Annotated in this window: 22 protein-coding genes; 11 read left to right on the forward strand and 11 right to left on the reverse strand. The window is 71.3% G+C overall.

All coding sequences use genetic code 11. The features are described from left to right. Positions 1-36 precede the first annotated feature (36 nt). From NGK70_RS14615 to NGK70_RS14650, 8 genes are all read right to left on the reverse strand, one after another. Complete coding sequence (locus NGK70_RS14615; protein ID WP_251969254.1) at positions 37-636, reverse strand: Maf family protein; 600 nt, start codon at positions 634-636, stop codon at positions 37-39. 23 nt (positions 637-659) lie between these two features. Continuing rightward, entirely contained in the window at positions 660-1130 is a 471-nt protein-coding gene (rlmH, locus tag NGK70_RS14620) for a 23S rRNA (pseudouridine(1915)-N(3))-methyltransferase RlmH (protein ID WP_251969255.1), read from the reverse strand. Positions 1131-1164: 34 nt separating this feature from the next. Next, positions 1165-1959, reverse strand: a complete 795-nt coding sequence (rsfS, locus tag NGK70_RS14625; RefSeq protein WP_251969256.1) for a ribosome silencing factor — start codon at positions 1957-1959, stop codon at positions 1165-1167. Between the two features lie 63 nt (positions 1960-2022). Further along, entirely contained in the window at positions 2023-2688 is a 666-nt protein-coding gene (gene nadD / locus NGK70_RS14630) for a nicotinate-nucleotide adenylyltransferase (RefSeq protein ID WP_251969257.1), read from the reverse strand. A 6-nt stretch (positions 2689-2694) separates the two neighbouring features. Continuing rightward, positions 2695-3663: an oxygen-dependent coproporphyrinogen oxidase gene (hemF, locus tag NGK70_RS14635; protein WP_251969258.1), complete on the reverse strand. Its 969-nt coding sequence runs from the start codon at positions 3661-3663 to the stop codon at positions 2695-2697. Positions 3664-3734: 71 nt separating this feature from the next. After that, a complete protein-coding gene (locus tag NGK70_RS14640; protein ID WP_251969259.1) occupies positions 3735-4343 on the reverse strand; it encodes a 1-acyl-sn-glycerol-3-phosphate acyltransferase in 609 nt (202 codons plus the stop codon). Positions 4344-4455: 112 nt separating this feature from the next. After that, complete coding sequence (gene purD, locus NGK70_RS14645; protein WP_251969260.1) at positions 4456-5760, reverse strand: phosphoribosylamine--glycine ligase; 1305 nt, start codon at positions 5758-5760, stop codon at positions 4456-4458. Positions 5761-6017: 257 nt separating this feature from the next. Then, positions 6018-6743, reverse strand: a complete 726-nt coding sequence (locus NGK70_RS14650) for a YebC/PmpR family DNA-binding transcriptional regulator (protein WP_251969261.1) — start codon at positions 6741-6743, stop codon at positions 6018-6020. Between the two features lie 179 nt (positions 6744-6922). On the opposite strand from NGK70_RS14650, the gene NGK70_RS14655 reads away from it, so the two are divergent. The 8 genes from NGK70_RS14655 to NGK70_RS14690 all read left to right on the forward strand — a co-directional run bounded on the left by NGK70_RS14655 (position 6923) and on the right by NGK70_RS14690 (position 15394). Continuing rightward, the gene (locus tag NGK70_RS14655) at positions 6923-8482 is read left to right on the forward strand and encodes a helicase HerA-like domain-containing protein (protein WP_251969262.1); all 1560 of its coding nucleotides are present in this window, start codon (positions 6923-6925) and stop codon (positions 8480-8482) included. A 152-nt stretch (positions 8483-8634) separates the two neighbouring features. Continuing rightward, positions 8635-9192, forward strand: a complete 558-nt coding sequence (locus NGK70_RS14660) for a hypothetical protein (protein ID WP_251969263.1) — start codon at positions 8635-8637, stop codon at positions 9190-9192. After that, on the forward strand, positions 9189-9929 hold the full coding sequence (locus NGK70_RS14665) for an ABC transporter ATP-binding protein (RefSeq protein WP_251969264.1): 741 nt from the start codon (positions 9189-9191) through the stop codon (positions 9927-9929). The genes NGK70_RS14660 and NGK70_RS14665 overlap by 4 nt, the downstream gene beginning before the upstream one ends. Next, positions 9926-11170: an ABC transporter permease gene (locus tag NGK70_RS14670; RefSeq protein ID WP_251969265.1), complete on the forward strand. Its 1245-nt coding sequence runs from the start codon at positions 9926-9928 to the stop codon at positions 11168-11170. Before NGK70_RS14665 ends, NGK70_RS14670 begins: the two co-directional genes overlap by 4 nt. A gap of 76 nt (positions 11171-11246) precedes the next feature. Further along, entirely contained in the window at positions 11247-12053 is an 807-nt protein-coding gene (locus tag NGK70_RS14675) for an outer membrane lipoprotein-sorting protein (RefSeq protein ID WP_251969266.1), read from the forward strand. Positions 12054-12058: 5 nt separating this feature from the next. Continuing rightward, positions 12059-13357, forward strand: a complete 1299-nt coding sequence (locus NGK70_RS14680; protein ID WP_251969267.1) for a hypothetical protein — start codon at positions 12059-12061, stop codon at positions 13355-13357. A 43-nt stretch (positions 13358-13400) separates the two neighbouring features. Beyond that, positions 13401-14519, forward strand: a complete 1119-nt coding sequence (locus tag NGK70_RS14685) for a sensor histidine kinase (RefSeq protein ID WP_251969268.1) — start codon at positions 13401-13403, stop codon at positions 14517-14519. After that, positions 14516-15394 (forward strand): LytR/AlgR family response regulator transcription factor, encoded by an 879-nt coding sequence (locus NGK70_RS14690; protein WP_251969269.1) that lies wholly within the window; start codon positions 14516-14518, stop codon positions 15392-15394. The genes NGK70_RS14685 and NGK70_RS14690 overlap by 4 nt, the downstream gene beginning before the upstream one ends. Before the next feature lie 22 nt (positions 15395-15416). On the opposite strand, the gene NGK70_RS14695 is transcribed toward NGK70_RS14690, so the two are convergent. After that, positions 15417-16091 (reverse strand): hypothetical protein, encoded by a 675-nt coding sequence (locus NGK70_RS14695; protein ID WP_251969270.1) that lies wholly within the window; start codon positions 16089-16091, stop codon positions 15417-15419. A gap of 315 nt (positions 16092-16406) precedes the next feature. On the opposite strand from NGK70_RS14695, the gene NGK70_RS14700 reads away from it, so the two are divergent. The 3 genes from NGK70_RS14700 to NGK70_RS14710 all read left to right on the forward strand — a co-directional run bounded on the left by NGK70_RS14700 (position 16407) and on the right by NGK70_RS14710 (position 20194). After that, positions 16407-18254 (forward strand): glutamine--tRNA ligase/YqeY domain fusion protein, encoded by a 1848-nt coding sequence (locus tag NGK70_RS14700; RefSeq protein ID WP_251969271.1) that lies wholly within the window; start codon positions 16407-16409, stop codon positions 18252-18254. 43 nt (positions 18255-18297) lie between these two features. Next, positions 18298-18795 (forward strand): retropepsin-like aspartic protease family protein, encoded by a 498-nt coding sequence (locus NGK70_RS14705; RefSeq protein WP_251969272.1) that lies wholly within the window; start codon positions 18298-18300, stop codon positions 18793-18795. Positions 18796-18862: 67 nt separating this feature from the next. Next, positions 18863-20194, forward strand: a complete 1332-nt coding sequence (locus NGK70_RS14710; protein WP_251969273.1) for a hypothetical protein — start codon at positions 18863-18865, stop codon at positions 20192-20194. Positions 20195-20200: 6 nt separating this feature from the next. On the opposite strand, the gene NGK70_RS14715 is transcribed toward NGK70_RS14710, so the two are convergent. Both NGK70_RS14715 and NGK70_RS14720 read right to left on the reverse strand, forming a co-directional pair. Then, the gene (locus NGK70_RS14715; RefSeq protein WP_251969274.1) at positions 20201-23482 is read right to left on the reverse strand and encodes a coiled-coil domain-containing protein; all 3282 of its coding nucleotides are present in this window, start codon (positions 23480-23482) and stop codon (positions 20201-20203) included. Between the two features lie 359 nt (positions 23483-23841). Further along, positions 23842-24336 carry an Lrp/AsnC ligand binding domain-containing protein gene (locus NGK70_RS14720; RefSeq protein ID WP_310742535.1) on the reverse strand — a complete coding sequence of 165 codons (495 nt, stop codon included), beginning with the start codon at positions 24334-24336 and terminating at the stop codon, positions 23842-23844. Positions 24337-24383 lie beyond the last annotated feature (47 nt).

Genomic DNA, 24383 nt, shown 5'->3' on the forward strand with positions numbered 1-24383 from the left:
GGTGGGTGGTGGGAAGCATGTCTCTCGTGTTCTCGTTCAGATCGGCCAGCCGATGCCACGCAACAACTGGGCGGTCTCGTACAGGGGCAGGCCCATGATGCCCGAATAGCTGCCGCGGATCGCCTGCACCCAGGCCGCAGCGGCACTCTGGATGGCATAGGCGCCGGCCTTGCCCATGGGCTCGCCGCTGGCCACGTAGGTGTCGATCTGCGCGGCGCTCAACGTGGCGAAGCGCACGGTGGAGGTGCTCAGCAGCAGCTGCTGGTGCGAACCGACCGCCAGCGCCACCGCCGTCAGGACCCGATGCTCCCGCCCGGACAACAGCCCGAGCATCCGTGCCGCATCGGCCGCGTCGTTCGGCTTGGCGAGGATGTGCCGCCCGATGGCCACGGTGGTGTCAGCGCACAGCAGCGGCGCGGGGGTGCGGCCGCTCGTGGCCAGCCGGGTGCGCGCGGCTTCGAGCTTGGCCCAGGTCACTCGTTGCACGTAGGCCGTCGCGGACTCGCCCCGCAGCAGGTGCTCCAGCGCCTCGGCGTCCTCATGAGGTTCGGGCAGCAGCAGCTCGTGGCGCACGCCGATCTGGTCGAGCAGCTGGCGGCGGCGGGGACTCTGGGAGGCGAGGTAGATGAAGTCCAAGTCGGTGCGGGCCGCAGCCCGCCTCACTCGCGGTGGTAGGGGTGGCCGACGCTGACCGACCAGGCGCGGTACAGCGCCTCGGCCAGCATCACCCGCACGAAGGCGTGCGGCAGTGTCAGGTCCGACAGGCGCAGCGCCTCGTCGGCGCTGGCGCGCAGGGCGGGGTCGAGCCCGTCCGGCCCGCCGACGAACAGCGCGACGTCACGGCCGTCGAGCTGCCAGGCCCGCAGGCGGTCGGCCAGCTGGGCGGTGGTCAGACGGGTGCCGCGTTCATCGAGCACGACGCGGCGGCAGCCCTTGGGCAGCGCGGCCTCCAGGCGGGCCCGCTCGGCCGCCATCAGCGCATCGACCGGCTTGCCGGTGGTGCGCGGCTCGGTCTTGACCGCCTTCAGCTCCAGGCGGCAGTCGGGCGGGAAGCGCTTGGCGTAGTCGTCGTAGGCGGTTTCGGCCCAGGCCGGCAGGCGCTGGCCCACGGCCATCAGCCAGAGCTTCATCGCAAGGCGCCAGCGTTGATCGGTCTACGCCGTCTCAGCCGCGCGGGCCGGCTGCGGTCTTGCGTGGCGCTGCCTTCTTGGCCGCAGGGGCGCGGGCGGGAGCCGTCGCCGGAGCGGCAGGCTTGCGGGCCGGCGCCTTGCGGGCAGCGGTCTTGCCCGCCGGAGCGGTGCCGGTGTTCTTGCGGGCCGGCTGGATCACCACGGTCTGCACCGGCGCCTCGGCCGCCGGCCTGCGACGCGGCGCCGCCTTGCGGGGGGCCGTCTTGCGTGCGGCCGAAGGGGCGTCGGCATCTGCCGCCCCGCCCTTGGTGGACGGTGCCTTGCGGGCTGGCTTCTTCACGGGAGCGAGAGCCTCGGCCGCACTGCCGCTGCGGCGCGCGCGCGCTCGGCTGCTGCTCGCCACGTCGACGCCGGCGGAAGTGCCTTCACCCTCGTCGTCCATCATCTGCCCCTCGGAGGCCTTGGGCAGACCGCGTGGTGCGGTGCTGCCAAGCTTCAGCCGCACGGGCTTGCCACCCCAGATCTCTTCGAGGTGGTAGTACTGGCGGATGGCTGGCTGCATGATGTGCGCCACGGCGGCACCGCAGTCGACGATGATCCACTCGCCGTTATCCTCTCCTTCGACACTGAGGATCTGCCCGCCCGCGGCCTTGACGGCCTCGCGCACGCTGGAGGCGAGTGCCTTGGTCTGCCGGTTGCTGGTGCCCGAGGCCACCACCACGCGCTCGAACAGTGGCGAGAGTTGCTCGGTGTTGAAGACCACGATGTCCTGGGCCTTCACATCTTCGAGTCCATTGACGATGGCGCGTTGCAGCTTGCGGATGTCCATTCAGGTCCGTCGGGGCGGTGATTAGGTGGGGTAGGGAGAGGACGATTCGGCCATGCAGATGCATCAGCCGGGCCGTGCGGGGGTGGAATGGTACAGCCCGCGGCGCTCGACGTACTGCGCCACAGCTGCGGCGAGCCTGTCGGGAACCAGGGATCGGGCCGACGCGCCCCCTTGCAGAGCCGTGCGCAGGGCCGTCGATGACACCGCTACCGGGGGCATGGCCAGCACGCTCAGGCGGTGCGGCACGGCCGCCAGCGCGGCGCTCGTGCGGGGCGGCTGACCATCGCGGGCCGCCACGGCCAGCTCGACGCGCTGCAGCAGCTCCGGCCAGCGGTGCCAGGTGGCGAGGTTGGCGTACTGGTCCTGGCCGAGCAGCAGGAACCACTGCGCGCCGGCCGCATCGGGGCGGGCCTGCAGTTGATCGACGGTGTCGATGGTGTAGCTCGGCCCGCTGCGGTCCAGCTCGCAGCGCTCCAGGCGAAAGCGCGGCTCGTCGGCGATCGCCAGCGCCACCATCGCCGCCCGGTCGGCCGCCGGGGCCAGCTCCCGGGCGCGCTCCTTCTGCCAGGGCTGGCCGGCGACCACCCAGCGCAGCTCGTCCAGCCCCAGCTGCGCCAGCGCGCACTCGGCCAGCTGGCGGTGGCCGACATGCACCGGGTCGAAGCTGCCACCGAACAGGCCGATGCGGCGTATCCGAGCGGGACTGGAACTGGACGTGGTGGCCGGCATCGGCGCTCAGGCCGCTTCGAGCCAGTCGCGCACCGGCAAGAAGTCGGTGTAGAGCGCCGCCTCCGGCGTGCCGGGCTCGGGCGCCCACTGGTAGCGCCACTGCACCTGCGGCGGCATGGACATCAGGATCGACTCGGTGCGCCCGCCGGACTGCAGGCCGAACAGCGTGCCGCGGTCCCAGACGAGGTTGAACTCGACATAGCGTCCGCGCCGCAGCGCCTGGAACTCGCGCTCCCGCTCACCGTAGGCACGGCCACGGCGGCGCTCGGCGATCGGCAGCCAGGCCGGCAGGAAGGCATCGCCCACCGAGCGCAGCATCGCGAAGCTGCCCGCCGGGCCCAGCTCCGAGAAGTCATCGAAGAAGATGCCGCCGACGCCGCGCGCCTCGTTGCGGTGCTTCAGGAAGAAGTAGTCGTCGCACCAGCGTTTGAAGCGCGGGTGGAGATCGGGCCCGTGCGGCGCCAGCGCATCGCGGCAGGTGCGATGGAAGTGCACGGTGTCCTCGACCTCACCGTAGTAGGGCGTGAGGTCCATGCCACCGCCGAACCAACGCACCGTCTGCCCGGCGGCCGGCCCCTGGGTGGGCGTGGCGGCCAGCATGCGCACGTTCATGTGCACGGTCGGCACATAGGGGTTGCGCGGGTGGAACACCAGCGACACGCCCATCGCCTCGAAAGGCGCGCCGGCCAGCTCCGGCCGGTGCTGCGTGGCCGAAGACGGCAGCGCGCTGCCACGCACCTGCGAGAAGGCGCAGCCCCCGCGCTCGATCAGCTCGCCCCCCTCCAGCAAGCGGGTGATGCCGCGGCCCTCCAGCCGCCCGCCAGGCGGGCGCTCCCAGGCATCGGTGATGAAGGCCTGGCCGTCGGCGCGGCCCACCTCGGCACAGATGCGCTCCTGCAGGCCCAGCAGCCAGTCGCGCACGGTCTCGGTGGACAAGGAGGTGGACAGGGGGGTGGACAGGTCGGTATCGCTCATCGGTCGCGTGCTCGGGTCGTCGAATCTGAGGAATGGGGAAAGGAATCGGTGAAACTGGAAAGGGGGCGTCGTCAGACCAACCGCACCGGCCCCGCCGCGGCCGGGTTGAAGCCCCGCACGCCTTCCAGGCAGGCGGCGATGCGCGTCAGGTCCTGTGCCTCGTCCCCGCTCAATGTCAGGAAGTCCGTCAGGCGCACCACGCGCCGGCCGTAGTCCAGCGAGGCCACGCCCAGTGGCACCTGCGCCCCCAGCGCCACCCGGTAGAAGCCGGAGCGCCAGCCCGGCACCGGCCGGCGCGTGCCCTCTGGTGCCAGCGCCAGCCAGAACCACTCGCCCTGCTGCCGGGCGGCCTGCATCTGCTGCACCGTGCTGCCCACCAGGCCGTGGGCGGCGCTGCGGTCCACCGCGATGCCACCGACCCATCGCATGAAGGGGCCCAGCAGCGGCGTGCGGAACAGGCTGTCCTTGGCCCAGAAACGCACCGGCAGGCCGAGCGCCCACTTGGCCAGCAGGCCGACAGGGAAATCCCAATTGGAGGTGTGCGGGTACACCGCGATCACCCCCTGGCGGCCCGGCAGGCCCGAGAACTCGATGCGCCAGCCAAACAGCCTGAGCAACTGGCCAGCCCAGGAGCGGCCCGGGAAGAACAGGGCCGCCGGATCCGTTGTCTTGTGCGCCATCGTGGTCGTCCGTCATGCAGCGCGGACAACGATACGGCGCGATGTGACCTGCGTCACGATGCAGTGCAGCAACCGTCGCCTGCCACAGACAGGCGCGGCCACCGCCCCAGGCTCAACGCTTGATCGCCCGGTGGCCGATGTCGCGGCGGTACTGCATGCCGTCGAACTGCACACCCTGGAGCACCTGGTAGGCGCGCTGCTGCGCCGTGCGCACCGAGTCGCCCAGCGCGGTGACACAGAGCACCCGCCCGCCCGAGGTGACGGTGTTGCCACCCGCGGGCACCGTGCCGGCGTGGAAGACCACGCAGTCGTCGCTGGCCGCCGGCAGGCCGCGGATGACGTCGCCCTTGCGCGGATCGAGCGGATAACCGGCCGCAGCCAGCACGACGCCGAGCGCGACGCGGCGGTCCCAGTCCAGCTCCACCTGGTCGAGCGTCCCGTCGGTGGCCTTGAGCAGCACCTCGAAGAGGTCGCTCTTGAGCCGCATCATGATGGGCTGCGTCTCCGGGTCGCCCATGCGGGTGTTGAACTCCAGCGTGCGGACCTGGCCCTTGGGGTCGATCATCAGTCCGGCATAGAGGAAGCCGGTGAACGGGATGCCGTCGCGCGCCATGCCCTCGACCGTCGGGCGGATGATGTCCTGCATCACCTTGGCATGCACGTTGGGCGTGACCACCGGCGCGGGCGAGTAGGCGCCCATGCCACCGGTGTTCGGGCCGGTGTCGCCATCGCCCAGGCGCTTGTGGTCCTGGCTGGTGGCCAGCGCGAGGATGTGGCGCCCGTCCACCATGACGATGAAGCTGGCCTCCTCGCCCTGCAGGAACTCCTCGATCACCACCCGCGGCACCGCCTGCCCATCCGCGCCGGCGTTGTGCTGCACGCCCAGCCGGTTGTCGCCGTCGCTGGCCAGCATCCAGTCCACCGCCTGGTGGGCCTCGTCCAACGACATCGCCACGACCACGCCCTTGCCTGCCGCCAGGCCATCGGCCTTGATGACGATCGGGGCGCCCATGCGGTCGACGTAGGCGTGCGCGGCCGCGACGTCCGTGAAGGTCTCGTAGGCAGCGGTCGGGATCCGGTGCCGCTGCATGAAATCCTTGGCGAAGGCCTTGGAGCTCTCCAGCTGCGCGGCGGCACGGGTGGGGCCAAAGATGCGCAGGCCGCGGTCGCGGAACACGTCCACCACGCCCGCTGACAAGGGTGCCTCGGGGCCGACCACCGTCAGGCCGATCTTCTCGGCCAGCGCGAACTCCGCCAGCGCCACGGGATCGGTGATCGCCACATTGACCATGCGAGCGTCCAGCGCCGTGCCGCCGTTGCCCGGCGCGACGTAGAGCTTCGTCACGCGGGGAGATTGGGCCAGCTTCCACGCCAGGGCATGTTCGCGGCCCCCTGAGCCGATCACCAGAACTCTCATGTATCCAACCAAGTCGTTTGTTTCATGTCACGCCGGGCTACTGGCGCCCTTCCTCGCGGACAGGCACCTGCGCCTCACACACCGGCTCTTTTCGATCCTACCCGCTCGCCATATTCCCGACAGTGTCTGGGCATCCCCCGGCAAGGGGCGTCATTCGTCGCCAATACACCACAGACACGTTGCCATGCCCAGGGTGGCTGAACCGCAGGACCGGGCCCCGAACACCGTACGACCGGTGCGCGATCACTGCCCAGTGGTCACTGTTCGATCACGGCGTTGTGGAAAACGGCCTGCACGTCGTCGAGGTCCTCCAGCACATCCAGCAACTTCTGCATGCGGGCGGCATCGTCACCGGCCAGGTCGATCGGGTTCTCGGCACGCATCGTCACCTCAGCCAGATCCGCCTTCAGACCGGCGGCTTCCAAGGCGTCCTTGACCGCCTCAAAGTCCGCTGGCGCGGTCAGCACCTCGATGGCGCCGTCGTCGTCGGTCACCACATCCTCGGCGCCGGCCTCCAGAGCGACTTCCATCACCTTGTCTTCGGACGTACCGGGCGCGAACACGATCTGCCCGCAGTGCTTGAACTGGAAGGCCACCGAACCCTCGGTGCCCAGGTTGCCGCCGTACTTCGAGAAGGCGTGGCGCACCTCGGCCACCGTGCGCACGCGGTTGTCGGTCATCGTGTCGACGATGATCGCGGCGCCGCCGATGCCGTAGCCCTCGTAGCGGATTTCCTCGTAGTTGATGCCTTCGAGGTTGCCGCTGGCCTTGTCGACGTTGTACTTGATGCGGTCGGCGGGCATGTTGGCCGCCTTGGCCTTGTCGATGGCCAGACGCAGACGCGGGTTGGCGCTGACGTCCGCGCCGCCCTGGCGCGCCGCGACCGTGATCTCACGGATGATGCGGGTCCACACCTTGCCGCGCTTCTCGTCCTGCCGGCCTTTGCGATGCTGGATGTTCGCCCATTTGGAATGTCCGGCCATGATGCTCTGCTGCTCCTGGAGGCTGACGGCCGCCAGCCCTGCAGGGCCGGCGCCCTGGATGGGGGCGGGTGGCAGGCCACAGGGCCGGCCACCGGGTTTCTTCGCTAGACTGCCATTCTACTTTTCGGGCTGGCACCCACCGAAGATGCCCGCTACCCCGCTCTCCCGGAGACCCCACGATGGCTGAACCGATCCTGCTTGCCCGCCACGGCGATGTCGAATGCCACCTGCTGCCCGCGCTGGCCAATCGGCACGGCCTGATCACCGGCGCCACCGGCACCGGCAAGACCTTCACGCTGCAAAAACTCGCCGAGAGCTTCTCGCGCCTGGGCATCCCGGTGTTCATGGCCGACGTCAAGGGTGACCTGACCGGCATCACCCAGAAGGGCAACCTGGGCCCCAAGCTGGCCAAGGCGCTGGCCGAACGCGGCCTGGAAGAGCCCGACTGGAGCGCCTGCCCCGCCACGCTCTGGGACGTCTTCGGCGAGCAGGGCCACCCGGTGCGCGCCACCGTGTCCGACATGGGCCCGCTGCTGCTGGCGCGCATGCTCAACCTGAATGAAACCCAGCAGGGCGTGCTCTCGCTGGTGTTCAAGATCGCCGACGACAACGGCCTGGCGCTGCTGGACCTGAAGGACCTGCGCGCGATGCTGCAGTACGCCGCCGACAACGCGAGCGAGTTCCAGACCGAGTACGGCAACATCAGCGCTGCCTCGGTGGGTGCGATCCAGCGCGGCCTGCTGCAGATCGAGGAACAGGGCGGCGACCGCTTCTTCGGCGAGCCGATGCTCGACATCACCGACTTCATGCAGACGGTCGACGGCCACGGCGTGATCAACATCCTCAGCGCCGACAAGCTGATGAACGCGCCGCGGCTGTACGCCACCTTCCTGCTGTGGATGCTCTCCGAGCTGTTCGAGTCGCTGCCCGAGGTGGGCGATCTGGACAAGCCCAAGCTGGTGTTCTTCTTCGACGAGGCCCACCTGCTGTTCAAGGACGCACCCGCGGCACTGACCGAGCGCATCGAACTGGTGGTGCGGCTGGTGCGCTCCAAGGGCGTGGGGGTCTACTTCGTCACCCAGAACCCGCTGGACATCCCCGACACCGTGCTGGGCCAGCTCGGCAACCGCGTGCAGCACGCGCTGCGCGCTTTCACGCCGCGTGACCAGAAGGCCGTCAAGGCGGCGGCCGAGACCATGCGCGCCAACCCGGGGCTGGCCATCGCCACGGTCATCACCGAGCTCGGCGTCGGCGAGGCCCTGGTCAGCCTGCTCGACGAGAAGGGCCGCCCCGGCGTGACCCAGCGCGTCTACGTGCTGCCGCCGGGCAGCCAGATCGGGCCGATCGACGCGGCCCAGCGCCGGGCGCTGATCGAGGGCTCGCTGGTGGCCGGCGTCTACGAGAAGACGGTCGACCGCGAATCGGCCTACGAGAAGCTCAAGGGCCGTGCCGTCCAGTCGGCCGACGTCGGCAACGACCTGCGTGAGCAGGCCAGCCAAGCCACGGTGAGCGGCGCCAGCGCGGCGGCCGAGGAGGCAGGCGGCGGCGGCATGGGCAGCGTCATCATGGGGGGGCTGTCGGACCTGCTGTTCGGCAGCACCGGCCCGCGCGGCGGGCGGCGCGACGGCGTGGCGCAGGTGGTGGTCAAGTCAGCGGTGCGCACCGTCGGCTCGGCCGTCGGGCGCGAGATCGTGCGCGGGGTGCTCGGCGGACTGCTGGGCGGCAGCCGGCGGCGCTGACGCGGTCTTTCCCGCCCACTTTCCCCTCGCCGTTCGCGCCGCCACCGCGGCGTTTCGCGCCCGCAGCCGGCGAAGCGTCGCAAGCCGGCTGACCGCGCGGCCCGGTGCGCCGAGGATGAGCTCCATCGCAACCGACTTGCCTTGGAGCTCAGATGACCGCCCTGCCCCGCCCCACATTCCAGGTCACCGCCCTCGCGGCCGCCTTGCTGATCGGCCTGGCTGCGCTGACCGGCCCGGCTTGCGCCGACGAAGCCGCCCAGCGCGCCGCCCTGGCCACCTTCAGCCAGGCCCGCGGCGGTGACGACAGCCGCATCGACGCCGCTGCCACCCAGCTGGCGGCCATCAGCCGGGCCGAACCCGGTCACCCGCTGTGGCTGGCCTACGCCGGCTCGGCCACCGCGTTGCAGGCGCGCACCACCTGGGCGCCCTGGAAGAAGATGGCCCACGCCGAAGACGGCCTGGCGCAGATCGACAAGGCGCTGGCCCTGCTCGGCGTGGCGCACGAGACCGCGCTGCACAACGGCGTGCCGGTGGCGCTGGAGACCAAGCTGACGGCGGCGAGCACCTTCCTCGCCCTGCCCTCGATGTTCAACCGCGGCGAGCGCGGCCGGCGCCTGCTCGACGAGGTGCTCAAGCACCCGGCCTATGCCGGCACGCCGGCCGGCTTCCAGGAGACCGCGCGCAAGCTCACAGCGAAGGCCGCATCGTGAGCAGCGGCCCTTGCAAGGACGGGCAGCCGCCGGCCATCGAACTGCGCAGTGTTCACAAGACCTACCGGCTGGGCGCGCACACCGTGCCCGCGCTGCAGGGCGTAGACCTGCGCGTCGAACGGGGCGAGCTGGTCGCGCTGACCGGCCCCTCGGGCAGCGGCAAGAGCACCATACTGAACATCGCCGGGCTGATCGACCACGCCGACGCGGGCGAAGTGCTGCTGCAGGGCAGGCGTGTACACGATGCCGACGCGCACAGCGCCACCCTGCTGCGCCGCGACGCGATCGGCTTCATCTTCCAGGGCTTCAACCTGGTGCCGGTGATGACGGTGGCCGACAACGTCGACTACCCGCTCTTCCTGGCCGGCGTGCCGCTGCGCGAGCGGCGTGAGCGGGTGGCCGACATGCTGGCCGCGGTGGGCCTGGCCGAACACGCCGCCCACCGCCCGGACGCCCTGTCAGGCGGGCAGCGCCAACGCGTGGCCATTGCGCGGGCGCTGGTCAAGCGCCCCAGTCTGGTGATCGCCGACGAGCCCACCGCCAGCCTGGACAGCCACACCGCCGACCAGGTGCTCGACCTGATGCGCGCGCTCGGCCATGCCGAGGGCGCTGCCTTCCTGATCGCCACGCACGACGCCCGCCTGACCGACCGCTGCGACCGGATCATCGGCCTGCTGGACGGGCAGATCCAGGCCGCTGTGGCCCCCCTTCGACCTGCCCTGCGGAGCCCGGCATGAACGCACCTTTCCGTGAAGCCCTCGCCTGGCTGCGCTTTGCCGGGCTGAACACCCTGCGCAACCGGCGCCGCTCGCTGGTGACGGTGTCGATCGCGGCGCTGGGCACCGCGGCCATCCTGCTGGCGGGTGGGTTTGCCCTCTACACCTACCAGGGCCTGGCGCAGATGTCGGCCCGCAGCACCGGCCACCTCATCCTCGCGAGGCCGGCCCAGTTCCAGCGCGACGAGGACGTGCCGCTGCAGCACGGCCTGGACGATGCGGCCGCGCTCACCCGCACGCTGCTGGCCGACGAGCACGTACGCCAGGTGCTGCCGCGGGTGGAGTTCAGCGGCCTGATCAGCAACGGCGACAAGTCCACCGTGATGATGGCCGTCGGGATCGATGCGGACGCCGAGTTCGCCGTCAAGGGGCCCTTCGTGACGGTGCAGTCCGGCCGGGTCCTGGCGACCGCCCGGGACGGGCGTCCCACCTTGGCGGTGATGCTCGGCACCGGGCTGGCGCGCAGCCTGAAGGCCCAGCCGGGCAGCTCGCTCACGCTGCTGGCCAGCACCACCGAGGGCGCACTCAATGCGCTGGACGTGAGCGTCAGCGGCGTCATCTCCACTGGCGTGCCGGAGCTGGACCAGCGGCTGGTCTACACCGACGTGGCCACGGCGCAGAAGCTGCTGGTGACGCAGCGCGTCTCCAGCCTGGGCATCTTCCTCGACCGCATGGACGCCACCGACCCGGCCCGCGAACGGCTGGCCGCCGGCCTGCACGGCCTGGAGCTCCAGACCTGGGTGCAGCAGGCGGCCTTCTACCGCAGCGTGAAGGAGCTCTACAACCGCATCTTCGGCGCGCTGGGGCTGATCATCGGCGTGATCGTGGTCTTCGTGGTCACCAACGCGATGGCCATGGCGATCATCGAGCGCACCCGCGAGATCGGCACCTTGCGTGCGCTGGGCACCCTCCCAGGCCAGATGCTGCAGACGCTGGCGCTCGAAGGCATGGTGCTGGGCGGCGCCGGGGCGCTGATCGGCGCGCTGGTGGCGCTGGGCGTGTCGGTGATGTTGCTGATCGTCCCGGTCGAGATGCCCCCGCCGCCCGGGCGCAGCAGCGGCTACCCGCTGCAGATCGCCATCGATCCGGCGCTCTACGCGGGCACCCTGGTCGCGATGGTCCTGCTGGCGACGCTGGCCTCGGCCTGGGTGGCGCGGCGCACGGTGCGCACGCCGGTAGTCGAGGCGCTGGCCCATGTCTGAAAAGCCCCGCAGCACCGGCCCCCTCACCCCCGCCCTCTCCCGCATGGGGAGAGGGAGAAACCCCACGGAGTTCCGCATGACATCGCGCCCTGTCTTTCGCGCCCTCGGCCTCGCCGCGGCGCTGGGTCTGCTCGGTCTGGTCGGCGTGGTCAGCCCGGCCCGGGCCGCCGACGACATCGCCACCCTGCTGGTCGATGCCGACCGCTACCGCACCGGCAGCGAGCACCTGGTCGTCGAGACCCAGGTCAGCGTCTTCGGCCGCGACGGCAGCCTGGACAAGGAGCGCCGCTACACCGTCTACGCCCAGGGCGGCCACCGCTCGCTGGTGCTGATGCGCTCGCCCGCCGAGGCGGGCCAGAAGGTGCTGATGCTGGGCGACGACTTCTGGCTGCTGATGCCCGGCAGCCAGCGGCCGATGCGCATCACGCCCAGCCAGAAGCTGCTCGGCGACGCCTCCACCGGCGACATCGCCACACTGCGCTGGGCCGAGGACTACAGCGGCACCCTGGTCGGCGAGGAGCGCTGCGAACCTGTGTCGCCCGTTGCGGGTGTGGGTGCGGGTGCGGCCCAGCCCTGCCTGCACCTCAGTCTGCAGGCCGCTCGCAAGGGCGTGACCTATCAGCGCATCGAGCTGTGGATCGGAAAGCGCCACCACGAGCCGCTGCGCGCCGAGCTCTACGTGCAGTCCGACAAGCTGGCCAAGCAGGCCCGCTTCATCACCGACCGGCCCGCCAACCCGCGCCAGGTCGAGGAGATGGTGCTGCTCGACCAGCTCGCCAGCCACAAGGAGACCCGGGTGAAGTACCTCAGCCGTGCGCCGAAGACGGTGCCAGAGGCCTGGCTGAACCCGATGTTCCTGGCCCGCAACCCGTCACTGGAGTGATGGCCATGGCCCTGCACGCCCTGCCGGTTGCCGCACTGGCCCTGGCCGGCACGGCTGCCTTTGCCCAGGCATCGCAGCCCGCACCGGAACCCATGCCGACGCCCTCGCCGTGGACCTTCGACACCGAGCTGCGCGCCTTGCGCACCTGGCGCGGAGGCAACACGGCGGGCCCCCTCGCCGAGGCGCTGCGGCTACAGCCCGGGCTGACCGCCGCGCCCGCGTCCAGCAGCGGCCTCGAACTGCACAGCCGCGCGCGCTGGCGCGGCCTGTCGGCCGACGCGCTGCTGGCACACGAGCACACGGACGGCGGCCCCGGCGAATCGACCGCCCGCTTCAACGAGCTGGAGTGGTCCTGCGAGGCGGCCGGCTGGGCCTGGAATGTTGGCAAGAAGATCGTCGGCTGGGACGTCGGCCAGGGCTTTCGCCCCAACGACGTGGTGCAGCAGGAGCAGCGCCGCAGCCTGCTGGCGAGCACGCCGGAAGGCCGGCCACTGCTGCAGGCCGAGCGCTTCGGCGCCGACGACGCGCTCAGCCTGGTCTGGGTCAACCCGCACCGCCTGAACGCAGCGCTGGAGCAGCAGCGCCGCGCGGAGGAATCGGCCCTCGCCGCGCGCTGGTACCGCCGCGATGGCGCGCTGGACTGGCACGGCACGGCGCGCCTGGGGCGGCGCACCGGCGCCAGCCTGGGCGTGGCGTTCGCCTGGGTGGCGGGTGACGAGGTGGAGCTGCATGCGTCGGCCCGCAGGCTGCAGCGCCACTACGGCTGGGCCCTGGCCGACGGTACCGGCGGCGCTCCGGTGGCCGCCAACCCCTGGCAGCTCGGCACGCAGGGCGCTGCCTCGCAGTGGCTGCTCGGCGCCAGCTGGACCGGCGCCCGCCAGATCAGCCTGCTGGCCGAGGCCTGGCACGACGGCAGCGCCCCCAGCCGCCGCCAGTGGCGCGACTGGCAGGCCCGCAACACCGCGCTGGCTTCTGTTGGCACGCAGCTGGGCCTGCCCGACGGGCTGCGCATCGCCACGGCCGGCAACCTGGCCTGGCAGACCACCCCGTTCGACGGCGCCAGCCTGCAGCGCGACAACCTCTACATCCGGCTGGCCTGGCAGCCCGAGGGCTGGCAGGCGTCATTGGACGGGCTCTACCACCCCGCCGACCACGGCCGCGTCGTCACCGCCGGCCTGCAGTGGCAGGGCGACCGCTGGCGCCTCAACGCCGCCTGGCGGCACGTCGGCGGGCCGGCCACCAGCGTGCTGGCCCAACTGCCCACCCGCACTCAGGCCGTTCTGGCCGCCACCCGGTCGTTCTGACGCTGGCGTCCTGATGCAGCCTGCAGCGCACAATCGATCGCCGATGCCCACACGCCCCCCCCTCCAACCCCAGGACGCCCTCTGCGGCGGCCAGGCCGACACCTGGCGGCAGGTGTTCCTGCGCGAGCTGCGCATCGGCATCCCGCTGTGCCTGGGCGTCGCGCTCTTTCTCACCGCCGTCTTCCACGACCCCTTCCACCTCAACCTGGTCTACTCGCTGTGCATCGGCCTGACGATCCAGGCGCTGATCGAAGCCGGGCGCTACGCCCTGGCCGCATGGATGGCCCGGCGCCGGCCGAACGACCCGGCGGCGCAGCGCCCCTGGCCCGGCTGGGGGCTGATGGGGCCCTGGATCCTGGTGAGCGTGGTGCTGGGCTACCTCGCCGGCGCCACGCTGGCCGGTGCGCTCACCGACACCCGCCACCTGCACAGCCTCATGGAAGGGGACCTGCGCTACCTGGCCGTCATCTCGGTGGTGGTGCTGGTGGTGTCGGCTGGCACCACCTGGGTGTTCTACAGCCGCGCCCAGCTCGCCGCCACGGAGGCAGCCGCCCAGGCGGCGCAGCGCAGCGCCGCCGAGACGCAGCTCATGCTGCTGCAGTCGCAACTCGAACCGCACATGCTGTTCAACACGCTGGCCAACCTGCGCGTGCTGATCGGGCTCGACCCGGTCCAGGCACAGGCCATGCTGGACCACCTGATCGCCTTCCTGCGCGCCACGCTCAGCGCCTCCCGGGCGGCCCGGCACCCGCTGGCCGCGGAGTTCGAACGCGTGGCCGACTACCTGGCGCTGATGCGGGTGCGCATGGGCGAGCGCCTGGAGGTCGAGCTCGACCTGCCCGACGACCTGCGCACCCTGCCGGTGCCGCCGCTGCTGCTGCAGCCGCTGGTGGAAAACGCCATCCTGCACGGCCTGGAGCCGCAGGTGGCGGGCGGGCGCATCACGCTGCGCGCCAGGCGCGAAGGCGCCGTTCTGCTCTTGACGGTGCACGACAGCGGCGTCGGCCTGGACCCCACGCGGCCGAGCCGCGGCACCGGCTTCGGCCTCGCCCAGGTGCGCGAGCGCCTGGCCACGCTCCATGGCGCGCAGGCCAGCCTGACGCTGGAGCCTGCCGCGGGTGGTGGCACCCTCGCCACGCTGACCTTGCCGATCACGACATGACCACGTTCCCTTCCGCACCCACGGCGCTGATCGCCGAGGACGAGCCGCTGCTGGCTGCGCACCTGCGCCGGGAGCTGGGCCGCCTGTGGCCCGAGCTGCAGGTCGTCGCCCAGGTGGGTGATGGCGAGTCGGCGCTGCGGCAGGCGCTGACGCTGCGGCCGCAGGTGTGCTTCCTGGACATCCGCATGCCGGGCCTCAGCGGCCTCGAAGCTGCCGAGGCGCTGGCCGAGGACTGGCCGGACGATGTGGCCGCGTTCCCGCTGCTGGTCTTCGTCACCGCCTACGACCAGTACGCGGTGCAGGCCTTCGAGCGGCAGGCGGTGGACTACCTGCTCAAGCCCGTGGCCGCCCCGCGGCTGGCGGATTGCGTGCTGCGGCTGAAAACCCGCCTGGCCCTCGGCGCACCCTCGGCCCAGGCCAGCCCCGCGGCGGCGGCGGCTGCCGCCCCCGCCAGCGGGGCCGAAGAGCTCGCGCGGGCGGTCGAACAGCTGCGCGCCCTGGCCGCCAGCCTGGCCCTGCCCGGTTCGGCAACACCATCGGCCCCGCCACGGCGGCTGGAAGTCATCCAGGCGCAGGTGGGCCACACCGTGCACCTGGTGCCGATCGACGAGGTGATCTACTTCGAGGCGGCCGACAAGTACGTGCGCGTGGTCACTGCCGAGCGTGAGCACCTGATCCGCACCGCCATGCGCGAGCTGCTGCCGCAACTCGATGCCCAGCGCTTCTGGCAGGTGCACCGCGGCACCGTGGTGCAGGTGCGGTGGATCGAGCGGGCGGTACGCGACGAGGCCGGGCGCATCTCGCTGAGCCTGCGTGGCCGGCCGCAGGCGCTGAGCGTCAGCCGCCTGTACGCGCACCTATTCAAGGGCATGTGAACGGGGACGGGGACGTGGACGCTCAGATCCGCCGACGTTCCTGCAGCGCCCGCTGCAGGTCGACCAGCTCCTCCAGCACCTCCATCGCAAAGCCGCGACGCCCGGGCCGGCTGCTGATCAGCAGCTCATCCATGTAGGCGGCCAGCGCCGCCGGCCGGTCCCACACCCGCGCCAGCTTGTTGACGATGTGGGGGTGGCGCCGGGCGGTGATCACCGGGCGCACCGTGACGGGAAGCGTCTTCAGCCAGCGATCGCCGTCCGGAGTGAGCCGCTCCCCGGCCAGGGGGGGCGCGTGCGTGCCGTGGAACCCATGCGACGCCTCGGCGCCTCTGCGATCCTGCATGACACTGCTCCTCTCGTTCGGCACGTCATCGAGGCCGGCCACCTCCGTGCGTGCAAACGCTCGCTCGTCGGAAGAAACCGGTTTGCCGTCCATCGTGACTCCTGAGCCTTCAAATTGCAAAATCATTGTGCCCTGCGTTACCTCCGGTTGCACAGCAGGGTTACCGCTTGCGAGGCCTGCCGGTGCACTTGCAGCCTGGACTGGTTGGTAATCGTCCACATTGCACGCAGCCAGCGCAGCGGGATCGGGCCAGTCGATGCGCAGCGCCACCCAGTCGTCACTCCCCTTCGCATCGGCCGGAACGGTCGAAACAGGCGGGGGCTCCCCCCTTGCCGCCCGGGTGATGCGTGCCATCGGCAGCCACGCCTCCACGCGCGGATAGAGCACATTCCTTCCTCGCCCTCGGCCCGGGAATCCATCTTGGCGACCTGTGTTTGGCTTCATGACATCGAATCGCGTTTGGCAAACCTTGTTGTATCAACATGTTACTTTGCCCGCCATCGACCGACCAGCCCGCGGCGCCCTGCAGCCCAGGGGGGCAGGCCACCCCGCTGGCTACAATCATTCGAGGGGGTTGACCGCCGGACTGGCCGCGGGTGCCCCTGTCCTGACACCTGTCACAGCCCGGCCAGCCCAGTGCCGTCCGCGAACGAGCCGACTCCCTCCCCCATGAGCGACGCGAGCAAGACCCCCGCAGCACCCGAATCCGTCAAGCCGAGCAACTTCCTGCGCGGCATCATCGAACGCGACCTCGCCGCCGGTACGCACGCCCAGCGCCGCTTTGCAGGCACGCCAGGTGATGCGGCCCACCACCAGACCGGTGTCCTCGACCCTGCCCGCATCCGCACGCGTTTCCCGCCCGAGCCCAACGGCTACCTGCACGTGGGGCACGCCAAGAGCATCTGCCTGAACTTCGGACTGGCGCGCGACTACGGCGGCGTCTGCCACATGCGCTTCGACGACACCAACCCGGAAAAGGAAGAGCAGGAGTACGTCGACTCCATCCTGGACGCGGTGAAGTGGCTGGGCTTCGGCTGGGATTCCGAATTCGGCGGCGAGCGGGTCAGCCACCTGTACTACGCCAGCAACTACTTCGACTTCATGTACGCGGCGGCCGAGTTCCTCATCGAGGCCGGCCACGCCTACGTCGACGAGCAGACGCCCGAGCAGATGCGCGCCAACCGCGGCGACTTCTCCACGCCCGGCACCGACAGCCCCTTCCGCGCGCGCACGCCGGCCGAGAACCTCGCTCGATTCCGGGAGATGCGCGACGGCAAGCATCCGGACGGGGCGATGGTGCTGCGCGCCAAGATCGACATGGCCTCGCCCAACATCAACCTGCGCGACCCGGCCATCTACCGCATCAAGCGCGCCACGCACCACCGCACCGGCGACCGCTGGTGCATCTACCCGATGTACACCTTCGCGCACCCGATCGAAGACGCGCTGGAGAACATCACCCACAGCATCTGCACGCTCGAGTTCGAGGACCAGCGGCCCTTCTACGACTGGGTGCTGGAGCGCCTGACCGAGAGCCACACGCTGCCCGATGGCCGCGTCGTCGGTGGTCTGCTGGCTCACCCGCTGCCCAGGCAGTACGAGTTCGCCCGGCTCAATCTCACCTACGTCATCACCAGCAAGCGCAAGCTCAAGCAACTGGTGGACGAGGGCATCGTCAGCGGCTGGGACGACCCGCGCATGCCTACCATCGTCGGCCTGCGCCGGCGCGGCTACACACCCGAGGCGATCCAGCTCTTCGCCGAGCGCATCGGCGTGTCCAAGGCCGACAGCTGGATCGACTACAGCACACTGGACATCGCGCTGCGCGACGACCTGGAAGGCAAGGCCCACCGCGGCATGGCGGTGCTGGACCCGGTCAGGCTGGTGCTGACCAACTGGGATGACGTCATGGGCGCGGGCCACCTGGAGCCCTGCAGCCTGCCGGCGCTGCCGCACGTGGCCGAGGACCAGCAGCCTCCGCCAGCGCGCCAGTTCACCATCGGCCGCGAGGTCTGGATCGAGCGCGAGGACTTCGAGGAAGTGCCGCCCAAGGGCTACAAGCGCCTGTTCCCCGGCAACAAGGTGCGCCTGAAGGGCGGCTACGTGATCGAGTGCAGCGGTTGCGAGAAGGACGCCGATGGCCGCGTCACCACCGTGCTGGCCACCCTGGTGCCCGACACCAAGAGCGGCACGCCGGGTGCCGACAGCGTCAAGGTCAAGGCCGCGATCACCTGGGTGGGCGTGGCCGATGGCGTGGCCGCCGAGGTGCGCCTGTTCGACCGCCTGTTCACCGAGGCGCAGCCGGATGCGGGTGGCCGTGACTTCAAGGCCAGCCTGAATCCGGCCAGCCGGCGCGTCATCACCGCCTACGTCGAGCCGAGCCTGGCGGCGGCCCAACCGGACCAGAAGTTCCAGTTCGAGCGCTTTGGCTACTTCGTGGCCGACCGCGTCGACCATGCACCCGGCCGGCCGGTCTTCAATCGCATCACCGGATTGAAGGACGGCTGGGCCAAGTGAGACTGGCCCCGGCACCCGCTCGGTCACCGGCTGCGGGCCGGCCATGAACGAGCTGCCCCGCACCGCCAAGCTGGTGACGGTCTGGCTGCTCATCATCACCGCCGTCTGGCTGGGGGTGGAGTGGGCGCAGTGGCAGCGCCAGCGCAGCCGCTTCAGTGTGGACGACCTGCAGCAGACCATCGTGCTGCGGCGCGCGCCCGATGGCCACTTCCACTGGCCCGGCGAGGTCAACGGTGTCGCCGTGGACTTCCTGGTCGACACCGGTGCCACCTCCACGGCACTGCCGCTGCGGCTGGCGCGCGAAGCCGGGCTGGCCGAGGGCGCCCCGCTGCGTTCGGCCACCGCGGGCGGCTTGGCCGACGGGCACGCCTCGCGCGCCGACCTGCGCCTGCGTGGCGGCGTGCAGGTCGACCGGCTGCGCGTGGCAGTACTGCCGCGCCTGGAGACGCCGCTGCTGGGCATGGACGTGCTCGGCCGGCTGCACTTCAGCCAGCGCGGCGGCGAGTTGCACATCGAGTCCGGCCAGGCAGCGGTGCGCTGAGCGCCCGGTCCCCCGGCCCTGACCATCCACCCGCCATCCACCCGTTCGCCCCTGCGCGACCTCACCCATGAACCGCCGGCTCCGACTCCTTGCCCAGGTGCTGGTGGCGGCACTGCTGGCGGGCAGCCTCGCCCTGCTGCTGGTGCTCTGGGCCATGGTGCAGCCGCAGCCGGCGGTTCAGCGCGACGGCGCCGCGTCGGCCGACACCGCCGGGCGGGTCAAGGCGCTGCTGCTGCAGCAAGACCCCCGCGGCGCCAGTGCCGACCGACCCCGCCTGCTGCGCCTGAGCCGGCAGGACCTCGACCTGCTGGCCCACGACGGCCTGCAGCGCGCCGTGCAGGGCGCCGCCCGGGTGGAGCTGGCCGAGGGTTCGGCCCAGCTGCAGGCCAGCCTGCCACTGCGCAGCGGGCCGCTGGCTCGGCTCGGGCCGGCCCGCCTTCTGGGGGCCTTCGGGCCCTGGCTGAACCTGCGGGCCCGCCTGCGCGCCACGCCGCAGGGCCTGCCCGCGCTGGACGCCTTGCACATCGGCCGCCTGCGTGTGCCTGCCGCGCTGGCCACCTGGCTGGCCCGCCGCCTGGCAGCGCAGCTGAACCTGGGGGTCGAGTACGACCTGGCGCTGGGCCTGGTCGAGCTGCTTCGCATCACGCCCGAGGCCGTCGAACTCAGCTACCACTGGCGGCCCGAGTGGCGCGACCGCCTGCGCGAAGCCCTGATCCAACCGGCCGATCAACAGCGCCTGCTCGCCTGCAACGCCGAGCTGCTGGCGCTGGTGGCGCCCAGCGCCCAGCGCCCGGCCGGCCAGCCCGTGCCACTGGCGGACCTGCTGGCGCCGCTGTTCGAGCGGGCCCAGCAGCGCTCCGCGGGCATGGCGGCGATCACCGGCCAGGGCGGGCTCGCCGCGGAGCAGCGGGCCGTGCTGATCACACTGGCGATGTACGCCTCTGGGCAGCCGATGGCACGCATCGTCGCTGCCGCCCGCCAGTGGCCACACCCCCACCCGCGCACCGTCACCCTGCGTGGACGCGACGACTTCGCGCTGCATTTCCTGGTCTCGGCGGTGCTGGCGGCGGAGGGCGGCGGCCGGCTGGCCGACATGATCGGCGTCTACAAGGAGATGGCCGACACCCGCGGCGGCAGCGGCTTCAGCTTCAATGACATTGCGGCCGACCGCACCGGCACGCGCTTCGGGCAGCGCTCGGCGCAGCAGCCCGAGCGGCTGTCGCAGCGCATCGGCCCTGGCCTGCGCGAGGCCGATCTGCTGCCCCCCCTGGACGACCTACCCGAGTTCCTGACCAGCGAGGACTTCCGCCAGCGCTACGGCGAGGTGGGCTCGCCGGCCTACCGCGAGATGCTGCAGCGCATCGAGCAGCGCATCGACACCCTGCCCGTGCTGCAGTAGGCGGCCTCAGCCAATGGGCTGGTTGAGGCTCTCGGCCTTCTTGCGCAGCTGGCGCCGCTCCAGGCGCAGGTTCTCCTGCAGGTCCGACAGGTTCAGGAAGACCTGTTGCAGCTTGCGCTCGTCGACCAGCCGCCCGGTCAACGGCGCGGGCGCCGTCTCGACGAAGGCCCCCTGCTGCGTCACCAGCCCGTGCAACTCGCCCAGACGGCTGTCGATGCGGCTGGATGTGTCGGTGAGCACCGCCTCCAGCTGCCCCAGGCGGGTCTCCAGCCGGGCCGGCCCCTGGGCCGACAGGATGGCCTCGATCTGCGCCAGCCGCGCTGCCACGCCCTGCACGCCCGCCCGGGTGAGCAGGCCCTCCAGGCGCTCGACCTGCGCCTCCAGCGTGTCGAGGGCGCCCAGGCGCCGCTCCAGGGCCTGCATCATCGCGCCCTGCTCGGCTTGGCGCTGCTGCTGCGAGGCCTGCTGTTGCTGGTCGATGCGCTGCACCAGCACCTGCAGATCGCCCAGGCGCTGCTCCTGCTGCTGCACCCGCTCGACCTGCGCGGCCCCCAGGCCACGCTCCAGGTCGGCCGCCAGGGCCTGCAGGGCCTGCGTCTGCGCGGCCTGCTGCGCCTGGCGCTCCTGCACCCAGGCATTGCGCTGTGCCTCGAACCGCTCGCCAAGCCCTGCGATGGCGCCCTGCAGCGCCTCGACGCGCTGCAGGGCCTGGGCCTGCCCCGCCTGCACGGTCTCGGCAGCCGAGGCGGCCTGGGCCGCCGGCGCGGCCAGCGCCTGCCGGGTGGCGGCCAGCTCATCACGCACCTGGGTGGCCAGCCCCTGCCAGGCCTGCTGCCAGAGCGCCTGATCGTCCCGGCGCTGCTGCAGCGAGGCCGCCTGGTGCCCGCCGACCTGATCGGCCAGCGCCTGCAAGCCGGCCTGCACCTGCAGCAGCCGCTCGACCGGCTCGCGCAGGGCCTCGCCGGAGGGCACGCCCGCCAGCACGCGCTCTTGCAGACCCTGCAACTGGGTTCCGAACTGCTGGTCCAACTGAGAGCCCAGCTCGGCCTGCGTCTGTACCAGGGTCTGCGCCAGGGTCCGCTCCAGCTGAACGCCCAGCCCGTCCAGGCGTGCGCGCAGCGCCGCTTCATGCGCCTGCCAGTCGTCGCGCTGCTGGCGCTCCAGGGCACGCCAGCCCTCGTCCAGCCGCTGGGAGAGCCCCTGCAGCGCGGCTTCCAGGGCCTGCGAACGCTCGGCCAGCGCGGCCTGCTGATCCGCCGCCTGCCCGGCCTGCGCGGCCAGTTGCTGCTGCAGCGCCTGCAGCTGATCGGCACGGTGGGCCGCCTGAACATCCCCCTGGCCCTGCAGCCCCAGCACCTGCCGGTCGACGCGGCCCGCCACGTCGGCCAGCTCGGCCAACTGGCGCACCTGTGTCTCGCGCGCCGCCTCGGCAGCCAGCTGGTGCTGCTCGGCCACCTGCTGCGAGCGCTCGACCTGCCGGGCCAGCCAAGTGATGCCCTCCTGCAGAGCGCCGAGCTGTTCCCCCGCCTCGGCGGCCCGCTCCACCAGCGGTGCGGCGACCTGGCCGGCCACCCGCTGCAGCAGCTCGTCCGCCACCTGCGGCTGTACCTGTTCCAGCGCCTGCCGCGCAGCCACGCCGGCGACATCGCCCAGGGCAGACTGCATCGTCTGCATGGTCTGCTGCCACTGCTCGGCCTGCGCGGTGGCGTGGCGGCCGATGGCATCGCCCACCTGCGTGGCTACTTGCGTAGCCGCCTGCTGCGCCGCCGCCATTGCAGCCGCCTCGGCACGGTCGGCCACCTGCAGCTGCGCGGCCTCCAGCGCCGTCACGGCCCGCAGCAAGGACTCGGTCTGGGCCAGCCAGGGGGCCGGCAATGCCTCGCTGTGCGAGCGCGCCACGGCCTGGGCCTGTTCGACCCAGCCCTGCAGTTGCAGGGCCAGGGCCTGCGAGCGCTCGTGGTCGGCCGCGCTGCGCTCCCCATGCAGCGCCTGGGCGATGCGGCCCAGCGCTTCGACCCGCTCGGACAGATCAGCCAGCGCCCGGGTCTGGGCCTCCTGGTGGGCGAGGCGGGCGTCAATGGCGGACTCGGCACGGCGGCGTGTCTCACTGCCCGCATCGCGCTGCAGCTGCAGGGCCTCGCCGAGCTGGTCGCGCAGGGCCTGCACGAGCGACTGCAGCGCGCCAAACCCCTCCTGCTGACGCTGCGCGTCGGCGCCCAGGCGCTGATCAAGCCTGGCCTGCCACTCGCCCTGGCGGGCCTCGGCCTTCGATTCGAAGCGCTGGCCCAGTTCGCCCAGCAGCGCACCCAGGCGCTCGCCAAGCCGTTCATCGAGTTGCGGGCCAACCTGCTGGGTCAGGTGGCCAACCAACTGCTCACCCAGTCGCTCACCCAACTGCTCGCCCAACTGCTCACCCAATTGCTTGCCCAAATGCGCTCCGAGCCGCTCCTCCAGCCGGGCCGCCAGCACCTCGCCCTGCTCCTGCTGCTGGAGGGCCGTCTGCGCCTGACCCTGCGCCATCTGCTGCGACCAATCCTGCACCGCCGCATCAAGGCGCTCGGACCGCGCCTCGGCCTGCGTTTGCGCCACCTCCATGCGGGCTTCGATCTGCGCGCCCAGCACCTGCACGGCGTTGTGGATCGAGACGAAGCGCTGGTCCTGCTCGCTGCGATGCTGGGTCTCGGCCTGTTCTCGCGCGCCCCGGATCGCGTCACCCAGCTGGGCCGTGCTCGCCTGCAGGCTGCCTTCCAGCCAGGTGGCCACGGCGCGCAAGGTTTCGGTCTGGTGCGCCACGGCACTGTCCACCTCGCCCAAGCGGGCCTGCACCGCGTCGAAACGCACCTGCAGCAGCCCCTGGGCCCCCTCGCCCGCCTGGGTCAGGCTGCCGAACTCGCTGCTCAGGTCGCGCCGATGGCGGTCGATCTGCTGCGTGAACTCGCTGAACTGGTGGTCCAGCGCGTGGCGGTGCGCGGTGAGCAGGTCACCGGCCGGGACCGAGTTCGCCTGCTGCAACGCCCGGCGCGACCGCACGAAATAGATCGCCCAGCCGGCGATGACCAGCGCCAGCCAGACCCCGGCAACGGTCAGGTATTCACGCGCCTGGAGGAGGTTGGGCGCCGCGTTGAACTCGGTGGGCAGCGCCAGGCTCGGGCGCGTGTTGCGCAGCACGCTCAGGCGGGCCATGTCCTCATTGAGGAAGGCCAGCACACGGTCGATGCCCAGGGCCGCCGGCACCAGCCAGCCGGCCGATGCCAGCGCCGCCGCGAACATGCCGATCCGGCCAAGCACTCCAGGCCGAGCAACTGGTTGATTTCCGAGCACGACATCCCTCCAAGCAGCGACCTGAACCAGCAGCCCGATTCAGCCGCCACACCTTCCGGGCAGCGCCAAGCCGCTCGCCCCGGAACGCCCCGCCATCCAGCGAACGATCGTAGCCGAGGGGACTGCGAAACCCTGCACACCCGGCCCCATGTTCGCGGGATGGACAGGCCGCCACGCATGTTGAGGCAAGCCGAAACCGGAAAAAAGCCCTGCCCGGCTCATCTGCGCGCATTCCTGCACGCCCGCCTTGGCCGGACACGTCGATGCGCAACCGCGGCGCAGCGGCGCAGCGGCGCACCGCGCGGTCAGCGCGGAGCAGGGAAGCGTCAGCCGCCGGGCACCGGCAGGCGAGCCGTGTTCTTCACCTCTTCCATCACGGCATAGGTGCGGGTCTCGCGTACGCCGGGCAGTTGCCAGAGCACCGCACCGGCGAACTCGCGGTAGGCGCTCATGTCGGCACAGCGCAACTTGAGCAGGTAGTCGAAGCCACCGGCCACCATGTGGCACTCCATGATCTCCGGGCGCACCTGCACCGCGGCGCGGAACTGCTCGAACACATTGGCGGTGGTGCGGTCCAACAGCACCTCGACGAAGACCAGCATGCCCACGCCGAGCTTCTGCGGGTCCAGCCGGGCCTCGTAGCCGCGGATGAAGCCATCGCGTGTCAGGCGCTGCACGCGCGCCAGCACGGCGGTCGGTGACAGGGCCACGGCCTCCGCGAGCTTCAGGTTGGACAGGCGGCCGTCGACCTGCAGCAGGCCGAGGATGCGCAGATCGATGCGATCGAGCGAAGAGGAGGCGATGTCAGCGGCGGTCATCATGCCGAACATTATTCTGGAGCCAGATGAAAGTTTGGCGAGAAATTCTG

This window comes from Sphaerotilus microaerophilus, assembly GCF_023734135.1.
Lineage (GTDB): Bacteria > Pseudomonadota > Gammaproteobacteria > Burkholderiales > Burkholderiaceae_C > Sphaerotilus > Sphaerotilus microaerophilus.

What these genes read in the sequence shown, in the direction of transcription:
- rlmH (WP_251969255.1), bottom strand. Translation starts at nt 1,130, where the DNA reads ATGAAGCTCTGGCTGATGGCCGTGGGCCAGCGCCTGCCGGCCTGGGCC.
- rsfS (WP_251969256.1), bottom strand. Translation starts at nt 1,959, where the DNA reads ATGGACATCCGCAAGCTGCAACGCGCCATCGTCAATGGACTCGAAGAT.
- nadD (WP_251969257.1), bottom strand. Translation starts at nt 2,688, where the DNA reads ATGCCGGCCACCACGTCCAGTTCCAGTCCCGCTCGGATACGCCGCATC.
- hemF (WP_251969258.1), bottom strand. Translation starts at nt 3,663, where the DNA reads ATGAGCGATACCGACCTGTCCACCCCCCTGTCCACCTCCTTGTCCACC.
- NGK70_RS14640 (WP_251969259.1), bottom strand. Translation starts at nt 4,343, where the DNA reads ATGGCGCACAAGACAACGGATCCGGCGGCCCTGTTCTTCCCGGGCCGC.
- purD (WP_251969260.1), bottom strand. Translation starts at nt 5,760, where the DNA reads ATGAGAGTTCTGGTGATCGGCTCAGGGGGCCGCGAACATGCCCTGGCG.
- NGK70_RS14650 (WP_251969261.1), bottom strand. Translation starts at nt 6,743, where the DNA reads ATGGCCGGACATTCCAAATGGGCGAACATCCAGCATCGCAAAGGCCGG.
- NGK70_RS14655 (WP_251969262.1), top strand. Translation starts at nt 6,923, where the DNA reads ATGGCTGAACCGATCCTGCTTGCCCGCCACGGCGATGTCGAATGCCAC.
- NGK70_RS14660 (WP_251969263.1), top strand. Translation starts at nt 8,635, where the DNA reads ATGACCGCCCTGCCCCGCCCCACATTCCAGGTCACCGCCCTCGCGGCC.
- NGK70_RS14670 (WP_251969265.1), top strand. Translation starts at nt 9,926, where the DNA reads ATGAACGCACCTTTCCGTGAAGCCCTCGCCTGGCTGCGCTTTGCCGGG.
- NGK70_RS14675 (WP_251969266.1), top strand. Translation starts at nt 11,247, where the DNA reads ATGACATCGCGCCCTGTCTTTCGCGCCCTCGGCCTCGCCGCGGCGCTG.
- NGK70_RS14680 (WP_251969267.1), top strand. Translation starts at nt 12,059, where the DNA reads ATGGCCCTGCACGCCCTGCCGGTTGCCGCACTGGCCCTGGCCGGCACG.
- NGK70_RS14685 (WP_251969268.1), top strand. Translation starts at nt 13,401, where the DNA reads ATGCCCACACGCCCCCCCCTCCAACCCCAGGACGCCCTCTGCGGCGGC.
- NGK70_RS14690 (WP_251969269.1), top strand. Translation starts at nt 14,516, where the DNA reads ATGACCACGTTCCCTTCCGCACCCACGGCGCTGATCGCCGAGGACGAG.
- NGK70_RS14695 (WP_251969270.1), bottom strand. Translation starts at nt 16,091, where the DNA reads ATGGCACGCATCACCCGGGCGGCAAGGGGGGAGCCCCCGCCTGTTTCG.
- NGK70_RS14700 (WP_251969271.1), top strand. Translation starts at nt 16,407, where the DNA reads ATGAGCGACGCGAGCAAGACCCCCGCAGCACCCGAATCCGTCAAGCCG.
- NGK70_RS14705 (WP_251969272.1), top strand. Translation starts at nt 18,298, where the DNA reads ATGAACGAGCTGCCCCGCACCGCCAAGCTGGTGACGGTCTGGCTGCTC.
- NGK70_RS14710 (WP_251969273.1), top strand. Translation starts at nt 18,863, where the DNA reads ATGAACCGCCGGCTCCGACTCCTTGCCCAGGTGCTGGTGGCGGCACTG.
- NGK70_RS14720 (WP_310742535.1), bottom strand. Translation starts at nt 24,336, where the DNA reads ATGATGACCGCCGCTGACATCGCCTCCTCTTCGCTCGATCGCATCGAT.